We start from the raw sequence: 14,480 nt of genomic DNA, 5'->3' as shown, positions 1-14,480 counted from the left end.
TAGTTATTCTATGTGAGTCAGGCGATAACGCAGTAGAAATGCCAATCAAGCGCTGCCCTTGGGTTTCCCTGAGTGTGCTTTGTTCATTGTTGCTCAACTTTTGCTTAGATTACTAAGCGGCAAGTCGAGCGCCGCGACCAAACCCCACTCAGGGGAAACAAAAATCAAAGGTCAACAGGCCCTAGACACTGCAAAGATCAACAAGTCTTTGTAAGTCGCTGTACAATAAAGTCAGCAAAAATACTCACCTTTGCGGGGATATGGCGAGTTGCAGGATATAGCATCCACAGCTCGCCTGAATAGTGAGTATCAAATTGCCATTCAGGTAATACCTGTATCAACTCCCCTGACGCTAACGCATCTTTAGCTACAAACATAGGTAAGCTTGTGATCCCAAGCCCTTGCAGCGCAGCATCTAACCTTACTCTAGTGTGATTTGCCTTATAGCGCCCGTTAACTGGGGTTGTGTGTTTTTGTGTGCCTTTTCTGAATCGCCACTTAGCATCGGCATCCGTTTCCCCCAAAGCAATGCAGCTGTGTTGTACTAGTTCTCTAGGGTGAGTAGGAATTGAGTGGGTCGCAAGGTATTTTGGTGATGCCGCCACTATATGTTCTATCGTCATTACACTTCTACCTATTAAGCCTTGTGGAGGCTCGTTGGTAATTTTAAATAGAATGTCTATTTCATCCCGGATCAAATCCAACGCGTTGTCGTCTAGCACCAAATGAACGTCAATATTTGGAAATTCGCCTAGAAACGCCATCACATTTGGGTGAATTAGTGAATGTGCGACCGCTTTTGGCGCTGCGATTTTTACTGTTCCTTGTGCCGTTTGATGATAGCTTTCACAAAGCGAGATGACGTCTTTGGCGGCTTGTTCCAATTGAGTACAGTGCTCATACACAGCCCTTCCTGTTTCACTCAATCTTAAGCTACGTGTGGTACGTTGAAGTAAACACACCCCCAATTGCTGTTCAAGTAGTTTTATGGCACGACTCACTGATGACGGCGAGACACCTAATTGCCGAGCGCTTTTGGAGAAGCTTCCAGTATTCACTACCGAAACAAAAATCGACATTTCTTGCAGTAGTTCAATATGTTTACTGGTCGTCATAACCTTCCCATTTGTGCGCTATACGCAAAAGTTATTTCTATTCTTAGATTATTATCTTCCTAGGAGAATGAAAATACAATGTTCTCAATTGTTCAATATTATATTGGGAGCTTATTATGGTGCAGTATTGGCCAGAGTTTTTGTCATTAGCCATCATTCATTTTGTTGCAGTCATCTTGCCGGGCCCCGACTTTGTTATTACAGTCAGACAGAGCTTAAAATACGGCAGACTACATGGCGCAATGACCGCCTTGGGGATTGGCACTGGACTTAGTGTTCATATCTTATATACCTTACTTGGTGTCGGCGCACTGATGCAGGCCTCACCTTGGGTTTTACAAGTAGCTAAATTAATCGGCGCTGCGTATCTTATCTACATTGCTATTCAACTGCTCAAAAGTGCAGGAGCGATTCAACTGGATGCAGAAAATGCCCAAGCTGATGTAAGCTCACAGTCGCTCAAAAAAGCCTTTAGTCTTGGTTTTTTAACTAATGCAACCAACCCAAAAGCAACCCTGTTTTTCTTAGCCGTGGTAACCAATGTCGTCAGCCAAGGAACTCCGTTACATATTCAACTTTTTTACGGCGCTTGGATGTGCAGTGTTAACGCCTTGTGGTTTATCTGTGTCAGCTTATTATTCTCAGCCTCATCTTCCCGTGCTTGGTTCTTGAACAAGATGAATCTGGTTGAAAAAGCACTTGCTGTTTTGCTTATGGCCTTCTCATTAAGGCTGTTGATTGCTTAACACAAGAAAGCCGAATAAGGGTTTCCGTTTTTCCACCTTAGGGCTTCCAATATCAATGCTAATTATTGTTACATTTATACCTATTATGTATACTTATCAGATTCAGCGTAACCTCCCCGAGGGAGAACATTCTTGGCTTATTAGCCTTTTAACAGTCCGAGGATTTAAAATGCAAAAAATCTTTGCAGTAATGCTTTTTAGTGTTTCTTTCTTTTCTAATTCAGCAAGTGCTTATTTGTCTAAACCTAATAGCGTAACTGCTTCAGTTCGAGGTGGTAATAGTATTGACATTCAATGGTCAAGTGTATCAGAAGCTTCTTTTTATGTTCGTGAAGCGCGCATAGGTGCAGGAGACTGGATCCACCCTAAAGAATATATAAGCACGTCGGTTTCATTTGAAAATGTCGCACCAAATCAATACCAATATCGCGTTAAATCTTGTAATTCAGCAACTTGTTCAGATTGGAGCTACTCGAATAAAGTAACTGCTGTTGGTTTGCCTACGGCCCCCTTGTATGTATCCGCTAATGTTCAAGGTCAAAATAACCTCAATATTTCATGGTCTGAAGTGAGTAACGCAGAGAGATATATTCGCGAAGTCAAAATTGGTGATGGTAATTGGTTTAACCCTAAAGTTTATGAAAGTACTTCTGTCTCTTTCAGTAGTTTGTCGGAAAATCGTTATCAATACAGAGTCAAAGCTTGCAACCTAGTAGGATGCTCTGCTTGGACAGTTTCTAACTCGGTTTCTATATCACTTGAGCCAGTAGCACCATTAAAAGTAATAGCCAATGTTAAAAATGGTAATAGTGTATATATCTCATGGTCGTCTGTGACTGGCGCAGATTACTATGTAAGAGAAGCTAAAGTGGGATCAGGACCATGGATACACCCTGTCGAGTATACAGGGAATGCAATCGCTTTTTATAACGTCGGGCCAAACCAATACCAATATCGTGTGCGAGCATGTAATAAAACTGGGTGCTCTACTTGGACCTACTCGAATATTATCGCGACTTATCCTAAACCAAATTAAAAACGGTTAATATCAGGATTAAAGTACATACGAGTTATCTCTTCATTGTATAGCCCAAAAGATATTTATATTGTAAAGCACCTCTTGGGCTAGATTTTTTATGTATCTTTATTACACCCGTACTCAAAAGATACAAAAAGCCTTAAATAAAGATGCTTCAGTTACAAAAGTTCGGACTGAAAGGCAAAAATATCCCAAAGGATATAATTAAATGAAAAAAAGTGTATTAACATGGGGAATAGCGCTTTTCACCGCCTTATTCTCTATATCTACTAGCGCAGCACCTACAATGCCAAATAATGTGAGTGCGAATGTAACCAGTAACAGCAATATTACAATTAGTTGGGGTAGTGTTAGTGGAGCAACTAAGTATATCCGAGAGGCTAGAATCGGCTCGGGTTCATGGATGCATTCAAAAGAATATTTGAGTACTTCGGTTTCATTTACTAATGTCGCGCCTAATCAATATCGATACAGAGTTAAAGCTTGTGATGCTAGTGGCTGTTCAGGCTGGAAGTATTCAAACACAATAACCATTTATGATACCCCACCTGCTCCCTCAAATGTGTCGGCGGTAATTAAAAACTTAGATGATGTAGAAATAAATTGGTCAAGTGCTCTTGGCGCGGACTATTATATTCGCGAAGCTCGTATTGGTTCTGGAGCATGGATCAATCCAGTAAAATATTCAGGTAATATCGCCTCTTTTAATGATATTGCACCGAATCAATATCAATACCGGGTAAAAGCGTGCAACTACCGTGGCTGTTCTACTTGGACTTATTCTAATACAATTAATGTAACAGGGGCTCCCGACGCTCCAAGTCAAGTAACTGCTGTAATTCAAAACAACAACGATGTTACAATTTCATGGTCGACTGTTAGTGGTGCAAGTTACTATGTTCGAGAAGCACGCATTGGCACTGGCTCTTGGATCCACCCAAAAGAATATACAAGTACCTCAGTATCTTTTGACAATCTTACGCCAAATCAATATCGCTACAGGGTTAAAGCTTGTAACTCCCAAGATTGTTCTGAATGGACATACTCAAATTCCGTCACTATTAAGACCTTAAATGCTCCAACAAAAGTGTCTGCTGCAATCCAAGCTGGTGATGATATTAATCTGTCATGGTCTAGTGTAGCCGGAGCTGAACACTACGTTCGAGAAGTGAAAGTTAACAATGGCTCTTGGTTCAACTCTAAAGTATATTCTGGCACTTCAGACATATTCAAGGATCTTTATCCAAATACGTATCAATATCGCGTTCAGGCTTGCGGGGATACTCGTCGAGATTGCTCACCTTGGAGTTATTCAGAGGCCATTACTATCATCAATTTACCACAAGGTCCAGAGGTGGTGACAGCAACGCTCAAGAACAACTATGATATTGAGATTACTTGGTCGGTAGTACGTCGAGCACTAAACTATGTTTTTGAAGTAAAAGTAGATAATGGAAAGTGGCTTAACCGAGAAGTGTATACGGTTAATACGATAACAGAGAGTGCGCTTAAGCCACAATTATATAGTTACCGAGTTAAGGCCTGTAATAACGATGGCTGCTCCGGTTGGAGTCACTCAAATCAGGTAAAAGTAGAAGACAAACCTCTTCAATTGAAGAAAACTGTTTTTATTCATACTGATCTACTCGGTAGTCCGGTTGCTGAAAGTAACCAATAGTTAAAAATATCGCCTGCTGAGACAGGCTTAGTTCGTAAAATTGTAATATTAAAGCCTCGCTAGCTTAGGTTATGAAGTGACCCCATAAAGTTGGACTCATTTCTAAGCGGCTACCAAGGCCTGATTTCGATACGCTATCGGACTCAGGCCTTGGTAGCCGCTTAATTCGTTTGTGATTGTAATATTCTAGATATTCTTTAATTGCATTTATCAGCTCGATAACACTTTTGTATTCATAAACGTGATAGATTTCCGTCTTCAGTATGCCGAAGAAGTTTTCTGCAACGGCATTGTCTAGTTTAGCGGCAATAAAAGATGACTCAGGTGGTTTTTTATTGCGAAGCTTACTTTGGTGATTATAAAAATACTTGGTACTGAGATTGTGCTGCGTGCAGAAGTCACTGACAGACAAACCACTGAGCTCCTGTTGTTCGATAAGTTGCAGCCATTGCTCTGCAATCTTGTGTTTAGGTATGTTCAGTAGCTAGGTGGGGGTTCAGGCGACGCTTACACATCAAAGCTGAAGAAGTGAAGTATAAAAATACTTCAACCACTTTGGTCAAAAACGTTTTTCGATAGGCCAATTTTTAGCGCCTAAGCATATCTCTACACTAAAACAGGGTTATCGCGCACGATAATGCACTGCAAATACAACAGTAAGCAATTCTAGAGTTGAAAAGTTTGCTTTATCAAGCCAACAAGCGCTCGCAGTTTGTTAGGTTTGTCCGTCGTCGTTTTTGCAGTGTTTCACAGTAAGCGGTTATTGTTCGCTCTCGGCCCACTGCACCGTGGAATACCCGAGAAAATTGCGTAGTGAGTTTTATCCAGTTCTCAGGCTCTATATTGAGTCGAGTAAGTATAGGCTGAGACTCAAAGATATAACCGCGTTTATCGGCTCGAATACATTGGCCTGTGAGTTCAACCAATTCAATATAGGATTTGAGCTCAAAAGGCAGACCTTTTGGCATATGTTTTCGTGGGCTGCCCGCAAAACGTAACAGACTTTTTGGTTGTTTACCTAATTTCGCATGGTCAATGCGTTTTTTGATGCTTGTGTGGTCTGAAGTTTCAGGCGTTGCTGCGATTTTGGCTCTAATGGGGTTTAGGTCTACGTAAGCGAGACAAGCGGCCAGTGCAGCTTCATCCAATAGTGCTTGAGATTTGAATCGTCCTTCCCAAAATCTGCCTGTACAATTATCTTCTTTATTTGCTCGGCGGGCGATGTCTTCATTAAGCACCCGCATAAACCAGCTAATATCAGCGAGTCTTTCTCTGTACTTATCAACCAGCTCATCTAGCATCAATTGCTCCGACTCATTGAGTGGCTCATCTTCAATATACTTTTGGCTTATCCAATTGCCCTTAAACAACTTGTGCCACCGTATCACAACCGCTTTATCCGACAGACGCTTAGCTTTTTTATCATCAACATATAAAACAATGTGGGTGTGATTACTCATCACGGCATAAGCACAGATATCAATACAAAACACGGAGCCCAACATCAGGAGCTTTTCTTCAACCCAATCTCGGCGATGTTCGTATGATTTTCCGGTAAATTTATCTTCACCGCACAGAAAGGCACGCCTTACGCAACGGGAGATACAGTGATAATATTTGGTGTCGGTTAAACTGATTTGTCTTTTACGGGCAGTAGCCATAGTTTAGTTTTCTCAATCCTTTGAGTGCAGAATTAAAGCTTAGGCGGAATCTTAGGAAGGTGCAAATTAGTGGTGGGTGTCAGCGATTTAAGTGCCCTTGATAGCCATATTCTCATTGCTGTAAATATAACGATGAACAAAAGGTCAAACCTACCTAGTTAAACCCGTTATAGGCAAGGCATTCAATGCCGCGTGGGTGTATTCTACTTTTTGGGTGACTAGGTTCGAAACTCATTAGGGGCGCTGAAAGTCAGTTAAGCCCGAATATATGTCAGAGCAGCACCTTATTTAGGATGACTCAAAGTGACTGTTTATCAATACATACAAATAGTAAATGAGAGATAAATAAAAGAAGCAACAAGGCTGTTAAAACAACCTTGTTGGATGAGTATTACTTGACAGCAGCAGAGCGTCCATATATGTCAGGTTTAAATCGTTATCGACATCTACGAAAATTGCGTCTAAGTTATTCATGCCCTTGTCCTTGGTAATCTTATGTTTCTTGGTCGAAAGATCTGATCACCACAAGGGCTTTTAGTTCATTTTCTTATGCGCAGCTCAGGTTAATTAGCCTAGCCAACACAAAAAAACCAACGCTGAAACTGACGGCAGAGAAAACTGCTCCAACAACTGGGAAAAGCTTAAAAAAGCGGGGTTTATCATCAATCTGAAGCCTCGCTAGTGCGAGGCTTTTGATTCAAATGTTCGCCTTTAAGTTAACCTAGCTAACCTGTGCTTCCAAACGCTCCCACTTTTCGGGATCTATTGTCATATTTTGGGCTACTGTTTTAATAGAATCTAATTGTTTCCGAGTAATAGGCTTACTCTCTTCAAAGAAAATTGCACATATAGTTTCTAATGCTAACTTGTATTCATTCACTTGAATAAAATCCCAAACTTCGTCTAACTCTTCCTCAGTAAAAGTAGATTGGAAGCTATTAAGCAGTAATGTTAATTCTTCTTTCATTATACATTCCAAGTAAATTGTTTAGTCTTGTTGCTCTGGAGGGTTTCTAGGTATTTTTTTATCATTTGGATAACCTGTAATAATCTTACCATTTTCTTGCTCATTTCCAGTGATAACCTCAATTTTTATCCCTCTTCTTTTTCCTCTAACTTTCGATCTTCCCTCTCTCGCTGGCGTTACGGTAGATTCAGGATCTGTTGCTACATCAGATATAGCATCCATAACCTCATCGTCCGTCCAACTTGAAGGGAATTCAGATTTGCCAGGCTTACCCCTTCCTGGTCCATGCCCACCACCGTTTTTATCACCATCCAATATATGATCAGTAGCAGCATCATCCGCTAAATTTGTCGATTCATTAAGCATTGTAATGACACCAATACTGGCACCGATGACCATACCTGCCGGACTTCTGGTGATAGCCATTCGCCCAGCTTTAGCCATTGCTTGCTGGTGTTGCTTTATAGAAACCCCCATAGGTCGATTGAGGTAACTCTCAGCAGCCATTCCATCGGGATCAACATATTTATACGGATTATTATTCGCATATGCATACCGATTAAAACTATGTACATCGCGGAACCCTAACGGATCATTTGAGTAGAAACGCCCGATAACTGGATCATAGTATCGTGCCTGCATATAGCTTAGGCCTAAGTCGGTGTCAAACTTGTGGCCAGTAAAACCGACATCGTCCTTGGGAGTTTCGATTGTTTCTCCGTACGGACGGTAATGTTGGCGACTTACTTCGGAATTTTGAGCTTCTAATGCTCCGTGTTTAGCAATCAGTTTCTTACCGAGATAAATATAATTAACTCCGTCACCAGTCAAACCGCCTTTTTCACGATAAAGTAGCACTCCACTCTGACTGTACATAGTGTAGCTAACACCATTACCATCAATCTGTTTGACGCGGCGATTATGACCATCATAAAAGTAAGTATTACCTTTAGCTGTTTGTAGCTGATTAGCAACATTAAATGTTAAGCCGTACTTTCCATTATGTGTGATGTTGCCTCGAGTATCGTATTGAATACGACTGTATTTACCATCGGTGCCTTCTCCCGTTACACTTGTTAAACGGTTATTTTCAACATTGTAACTATATGTAAGATTTCTATTCTTACTGCTATAACTTTCAATATTACCTAAGCTGTCGTAGCTAATACTACTATTACCAATACTTCCTCTGCCAGTGACACCTGTCAAACGATCTAACCCATCATATTCTAAATTAGTGAGACTAAATTCACCGCCATTCAGATAATCAGTGATTGACTTAACATTATTATTATTATCATAGCTATATCCTAATTTTACAATGTTACTCGACCCCCTTACATCTTGAATTTGAATTGGCCGCAATGTGTTCAAATCAAGTGTCGTTATATGCTTAACTCCATTACCATATGTAAAGGTATGTAACATGCCACTGGCATAATAAGTGGCGTTGCTAGCGAAGGAATGCTCTTTAGAGAAAACCTTTGTCGGCTCCCCAAAACCATTCGGAGCATATTCAATGTATGTACCATCAGGATAAGTGATTGCCTTGTAGTTGCCTAAACTGTCGTATTCGTAATCAAGTTGCAACGTGCCTTCACTACCGATAGTCAGCGTTTCGTCTTCAAGTAAATCAAGATTATTGTAATTATAAAGGTGCGTAATATCACCAGCGGTTAAATTAAGTATATTGCCTTTATTGTCATGAAAATAAACAACATCCAAATCATCATCTGGGTAGTCTATTTTATATATACTACCCATATTATCGTATTCAAACTTTGTACTACCGGCAGGTGGTGAAGCAACACATTCGTTATTTTCCACCCCTTTCTTTTGCCATATTAATTCACCTAAGATGTTATACTTTAAAACTGTACTTCCAACATCTGCACGCTTGATTAAGCACAGTTGTTTACTGCTGTCATATTTACGGATTTCTTTAAATATCTTTCCCCCACCGGATTGGGTTACACTTTTCACTAGGCCAAATACGTCAATTTCAATGCTTGTTGTTACATTTTCTGGGGATGCAATGTTCGTAGCAATCTTATATTCTGGACGACCATATGAACGGTATGATGTTACTGTAACATTGCCCTCAGCATCAGTAACTTCTATCTTGTTGCCTGACAAGTATTTATATTTGATACTTCCCTGCCCAGTGACGCTAACTGAAGTCAGTCTCCCTAACCCATCATACGATTTGGTTGCACCTTTATCTTCAAATTCATTTACGCTCCATCTCGACTCAAAAACTAGATTACCTCTTTGGTCATATGCAAGATTTTTATATCTAGTGTTTGCACCTGACTCAGCATTGTCAGTATGATCGTATACAATCCTCTGTACAACTCTTCCTAATCCATCTAATTTTTCTATCTTTATGGTATTCAATGAATTACCAATACACACAGCTCTTTCATCGATCACACAACTTGCAATGTTATTTTGAGTTCTCGAGTAACCTATAGATTCGTCTTTCCATTCGTAATGCTCATCACTTGTTATATCTCGTCCCTTTAGCCTTCCAAGATCATCGTAATACAAGTTCACTACATTACTATTTTCATCAGTTTCTTTAACTATCCAACCGTTGCTATCAACTTTAAACGCTTTCTCTATTTTCTGTACTGCGTTATATCGGCCAGGATAATAAATGTTTTGTGCAATTCCACTTTTAAAGTTTTCTGTTCTTTTATACCGTTTCTTAGACTTATCACCTAAGAGAGGCGAGTTGTATTCCAAAGTATTAACGTGACCGTCACTATTGTAAGATTTTATTTCAGAAATTAGTTCACCGTATCTATATTGTTTCGATGGTAAACTCATTACCCCCACACCAGTCAGTGAAAAATTATTATACTCCTGTCTTGAAACTTCAGTAACATCACTACCGTTTTCAGATATTGAGAACTTCTTAAAGCTTCCTAAAACCCAAGGTGTTGCCTGGTTAAAGTACTCAAGGTGACTATATTTAATATTGTTGTTGTAAGACTGCTTTACCTTGATTGGTTTCTGAAAACTGTCATAGGCTAAATATTCTGTTTTAAAGGTATCTGATCCGTCCTCGTAGTCGAATACTTTTGTATGTTTGACCAGTTTGGCTATCTTACAATCACGAGGTGAAGCATGAAAATTGTCATAGCGGTCGCGAGTAGTTAATTGCGGAATACAAAAACGAGTACCGAGAGCAACTTGTTGCCAATTAAAATTTTCAGTAACAAGTTTTTCATGATTTGAGACATCATCCCTACCAAGAGAAAATGGATGTTCTGGAAGTTCACCAACGTATGTAGTTTTACTCAAAAGGTCTAAATCTAACTTTTTAAAGACATATTTATACGTTAGGTCTGCTTCTCCGATGACATTGAGCTCCATTTTATAGCCAACAGTTGTGCCTATCTCTCCCCCTGCACTTTTATACAAAAAAGTTCTGTCAGTCTTACCTGGAACATGTATTTTTTTTGTTAGCAGTCCGCCTCCACTATAACCATAATCACTCAAGCCGAATGAAGTCTTTTGTCCTGTAACCTTATTAGGTAAACGTACCACTAAAGCTTCAGATATAGGTTCATACTTATATTCTATATATGCACCTTCATATAAAGTTACCCGTTCAAGTGCATGCAAACCCGTATATTGTGCATACTTATAAGTAGTTGTTTTACCTTCCTCATCAGTGAAAGTCGTTAAATATCGACCTGCATAATTATAAGCATATGAAACTTTTCTATCTCCAAAAGAGATTTCAGATAAAACATCGGCTAAGTGAGGGTTTTTTCCTTCTTTATCTGCGGTTGGTCGGCTATATGTGTAGTTAACCACAACACCATCACTTCTGGTTATCTTATCTATCCTATAAGAATCATTTGTATAGTTTTCTTCAAAATCCTCGTAGTGATACTGTATGTAGTCACCAAATCTATTAATTATCTTATTAACTTTATATTGGTACTTACCGAGAACTAAATATTTGGTAAAAGTATATTTATTCCCATTACTTTTATATACAACAGGACTATTACCATCACAAGCTAGCAACGAATTATCAGAAAAGGCTAAAACTGTACCATCAGGTACATCGATTGAGTTATCAAAGCCGATATTTTTATTTTTCTCATCAAACCCATTATTAAAACTAACCGACTTAACCAATCCTAAACAAGCGATTGAACTCCCTTCTGTTAAACTGCTTGCTTTTGCCACTTCCAAAGAGACTTCATTAAATATACTGCCATTACCATTGGTTTCGCGACGAATTGCAATATCTAAATTGCTTGGTCCTGCTATATAAAAATCTGTGTTTGTATGCTTTATTCTAAACCCATAGGCTAATTCCTTCTCTCCTGGAAAATCAGAGTTAACCAACGATTCGTGGAAGTCGAAAATTTCACCACCGGGAACCGGTAGAGGACCAGGGTCGTCAGCCAAGCTGCTACCAGAAAAAAGCGACAACGCTAAAGTTAGTAAGTATTTTTTATTTAAATTCATAAGTAGCCTAATTTGATAAAATCACACTTATTTAAAGAAAAAGGCGGAACATGCTACCGCCTGTAAAGGAGAGCCAAATGAACTGGAAAAATAACCGAACTCTGAACTCGCCATATATAAGCCGAACTCACTACTGATTTTGACTCTCGGCTACAGGGCTTCCCAACAGATCTGTATGAATATAGATAATCTGCTTTTTAGGTTTTCCCTTTGCTACATAACTCCCTGATGTACAGACCCCGTCGCTAAAACATACTTTTATACGATAGTACCTGCCGTCTTCACCTGGGATTGCAAACTGTAATTGACTGCTATTTAGTGTTTTCAGTGTTGACCAATCTAGTGCTGACATATCGCAGTGGTTAGCGCAGCTTGCAGTCTCAATAATATAGTTTTTTGCACCAGCTATTTGTTGCCATGTAAGCTCTGTTTTAGTTTGCTCTGGCGTAAATTCACTGCTCAATACCTCAACTTGTTTTTCAGTACTCCACCTTTCGCTGCACATTACTTGTGTGCTATTAAATGTTCCACAAGCTTGTGCAAAGAAGCGATATCTACCTGATTGATCAAAGACAAAATCATGAACTCCTACGCCACTGTTACTAACGCTAGCTAGTTCTATCATGTCCGAACTTCCCGGTTTTATCACAAATAGAGTCGTAGTTAGAGAAGTACTTGGTGGGCTGGCAAATTGCCAAGTTATGCGTTCAGATTCATTAATAAAAGTTCTTTCAATTGCAGTGACTTTGAGAGCCGGGGTGCTACTTGGCAAGCCAACCGTGGTATAGTCTTTCGTAGGTTCGGACCAACCAGAACAAACAGCATTACCGATCACTCCTGTACAAGAGCGAATTTTATACGAGCGAACACCAGCTTCGACATTATCCCAAGCGATATAGTGAGCACTCGAAGTAAACCGACCAGGTACTGTCCAATCATTATTATTGTACTTAATTGAGATATCGTAGTAGTTAGCGCCTATTATTGGCCCCCACTCTAACCTTGTTGAACTCCCATCAACCTGCACATCATGTATCCAAAGCGGTATCGAAACTTTATTCGACTCCGCAGACCATTCACTACAATTCGTTAGACTGTCGTCACATGAGCGGATCCGATAACTGCGTTCACCCGATGGTACGTTATCCCAGTTGATGCCTTTTTCGTTACTGGTAAACCTACCTGGTTCAGTCCATTCGTTATGGTTAAACTTAATTTGAATATCAAACTTTCCTTTCAGAGAAGTATCCCAAAGTAGTTCAATTCCATGCTCACCAACCCTGTTTGCACGAGGGGTATCTACAAAGTTTTTGAGTGGTAATGAAGTATCAGAATAATCAGAACAACCTGCACTGTTACACGCTTTTACTCTGTAAAGTCTTGTACCAACTTCCAGATCAGGCCAGCTAATACTTGTGCCTTGATATTCATAACGGCCAGGAACAGTCCAGTCGTTTAAGCCATACTTGATGCTTAAATCATAATAAGTAGCACCGTATACCGCATTCCAACTTACTTGAATCTTATTACCCGTCGCTGACGCTTGAGGCTTTGCTGGGCGAGCTGGCACACTGGCTAAATGGACCTGTTCTGATGGTGCCGACAAACTAGAACATCCCACCGCGTTACAAGCTTGTATTTTATATATCCGTGAACCTGGGTACGTATCTTGCCATGATATAGAGTTAGTTATACTTTCATAATCTTCTATACCGGCGAACTCAGCGTGAGACCATTGCACTTGAATCTTATACTTTGTAGCCCATTCCACTTCATTCCATTCAACCGCAATATCTTTTCCATTAACAACCGCGACTGGTTTGTTGGGTGTGTTTGGCGTTGGTGTACTAATTCTATTAGATGCACTGGACCATGAAGAACAACTATTTTCACTATTGCATGAACGCATTCTGTAATTACGTTCATTGAGTATCTCTGTTGGATTATGCCAAACGTGCAAACCATCATAGTAGCTCAAGTTCGATGTTCCCCAGCTGCCGCTTCCATCTCGATACTGTAGCTGATAATAACTTGCTCCAGATACCTCCTGCCAAGAAAGAGAAACTTTTGTTGGATTTATGGACACTGACACATAAGATGGGGAGGCTGGCACTGGTAAGGGCGTACTTATCCAGTTTGAGGCACTGGACCAAGATGAACAGCCGTGTTCACTGTTACACGCGCGCATTCTGTAGTTACGATTGGAAAGTGTTTCTGTTACGTTATTCCACGTATGAGAACCATTGTAATAACTTCCTCCAGATGTCCCCCAACTACCATAGCCATCTCGATATTGCAGCTCATAGTAGCTAGCACCAGAAACAGTGCCCCATGAAAGATAAGCACTGCTGCCATCGTTATTCATGGAAACTGAGACATAAGACGGTGTATCTGGAATAGGTAAAGGCGTACTTATCCAATTTGACGCACTAGACCAAGACGAGCATACGTTGTTACTATCACATGCTCGCATTCGATAATTTCTATTTTGTAAAGTACCGGTAAATCCGGTCCAATTGTGAGTTCCACCATAATAAGAGCCCCCAGAAGTTCCCCAACTACCATAACCGTCTCGATACTGTAACTGGTAGTAACTGGCCCCAGAAACCGTCCCCCAGTCAAGCGTTACTGTAGTGCCATTCATTGAAACCGACACGTAAGAAGGTGTACTGATTGCCAGAGCACTAATGCTGAAAAACAGTGAAGTAAAAAATACTAACTTCTTTAACATTAGTAACTCCCTGCCCTTGTAATACAGCTATATTGGTAGAAATACATTG

Annotated in this window: 8 protein-coding genes and 1 pseudogene; 3 read left to right on the top strand and 6 right to left on the bottom strand. The window is 40.1% G+C overall.

Features of this window, described 5'->3' with window-relative positions:
- Positions 1 to 197 precede the first annotated feature (197 nt).
- Positions 198 to 1,115 carry a LysR family transcriptional regulator gene (locus EXT48_RS18930; protein WP_130165383.1) on the bottom strand — a complete coding sequence of 306 codons (918 nt, stop codon included), beginning with the start codon at positions 1,113 to 1,115 and terminating at the stop codon, positions 198 to 200.
- A 116-nt stretch (positions 1,116 to 1,231) separates the two neighbouring features.
- On the opposite strand from EXT48_RS18930, the gene EXT48_RS18925 reads away from it, so the two are divergent.
- The 3 genes from EXT48_RS18925 to EXT48_RS18915 all read left to right on the top strand — a co-directional run bounded on the left by EXT48_RS18925 (position 1,232) and on the right by EXT48_RS18915 (position 4,578).
- A complete protein-coding gene (locus EXT48_RS18925) occupies positions 1,232 to 1,861 on the top strand; it encodes a LysE family translocator (protein WP_130165382.1) in 630 nt (209 codons plus the stop codon).
- Positions 1,862 to 2,030: 169 nt separating this feature from the next.
- The gene (locus EXT48_RS18920; RefSeq protein ID WP_130165381.1) at positions 2,031 to 2,897 is read left to right on the top strand and encodes a fibronectin type III domain-containing protein; all 867 of its coding nucleotides are present in this window, start codon (positions 2,031 to 2,033) and stop codon (positions 2,895 to 2,897) included.
- A 211-nt stretch (positions 2,898 to 3,108) separates the two neighbouring features.
- Complete coding sequence (locus tag EXT48_RS18915) at positions 3,109 to 4,578, top strand: fibronectin type III domain-containing protein (protein WP_130165380.1); 1,470 nt, start codon at positions 3,109 to 3,111, stop codon at positions 4,576 to 4,578.
- A 102-nt stretch (positions 4,579 to 4,680) separates the two neighbouring features.
- Here the strand turns inward: EXT48_RS18915 and EXT48_RS23905 are convergent.
- The 5 genes and pseudogenes from EXT48_RS23905 to EXT48_RS18890 all read right to left on the bottom strand — a co-directional run.
- Positions 4,681 to 4,876, bottom strand: a pseudogene (locus tag EXT48_RS23905) (IS3 family transposase); the annotation flags it as partial.
- A 391-nt stretch (positions 4,877 to 5,267) separates the two neighbouring features.
- Complete coding sequence (locus EXT48_RS18905; RefSeq protein ID WP_130165378.1) at positions 5,268 to 6,239, bottom strand: transposase; 972 nt, start codon at positions 6,237 to 6,239, stop codon at positions 5,268 to 5,270.
- A 721-nt stretch (positions 6,240 to 6,960) separates the two neighbouring features.
- A complete protein-coding gene (locus EXT48_RS18900; RefSeq protein WP_130165377.1) occupies positions 6,961 to 7,206 on the bottom strand; it encodes a MafI family immunity protein in 246 nt (81 codons plus the stop codon).
- A gap of 21 nt (positions 7,207 to 7,227) precedes the next feature.
- On the bottom strand, positions 7,228 to 11,700 hold the full coding sequence (locus tag EXT48_RS18895; RefSeq protein ID WP_130165376.1) for an RHS repeat-associated core domain-containing protein: 4,473 nt from the start codon (positions 11,698 to 11,700) through the stop codon (positions 7,228 to 7,230).
- 130 nt (positions 11,701 to 11,830) lie between these two features.
- Positions 11,831 to 14,431, bottom strand: a complete 2,601-nt coding sequence (locus tag EXT48_RS18890) for a hypothetical protein (protein ID WP_130165375.1) — start codon at positions 14,429 to 14,431, stop codon at positions 11,831 to 11,833.
- Positions 14,432 to 14,480: the final 49 nt, after the last annotated feature.

It is taken from the genome of Pseudoalteromonas sp. CO348 (assembly GCF_004208845.1).
Lineage (GTDB): Bacteria > Pseudomonadota > Gammaproteobacteria > Enterobacterales > Alteromonadaceae > Pseudoalteromonas > Pseudoalteromonas maricaloris.
This window is presented reverse-complemented; position numbering and strand designations above follow the sequence as displayed.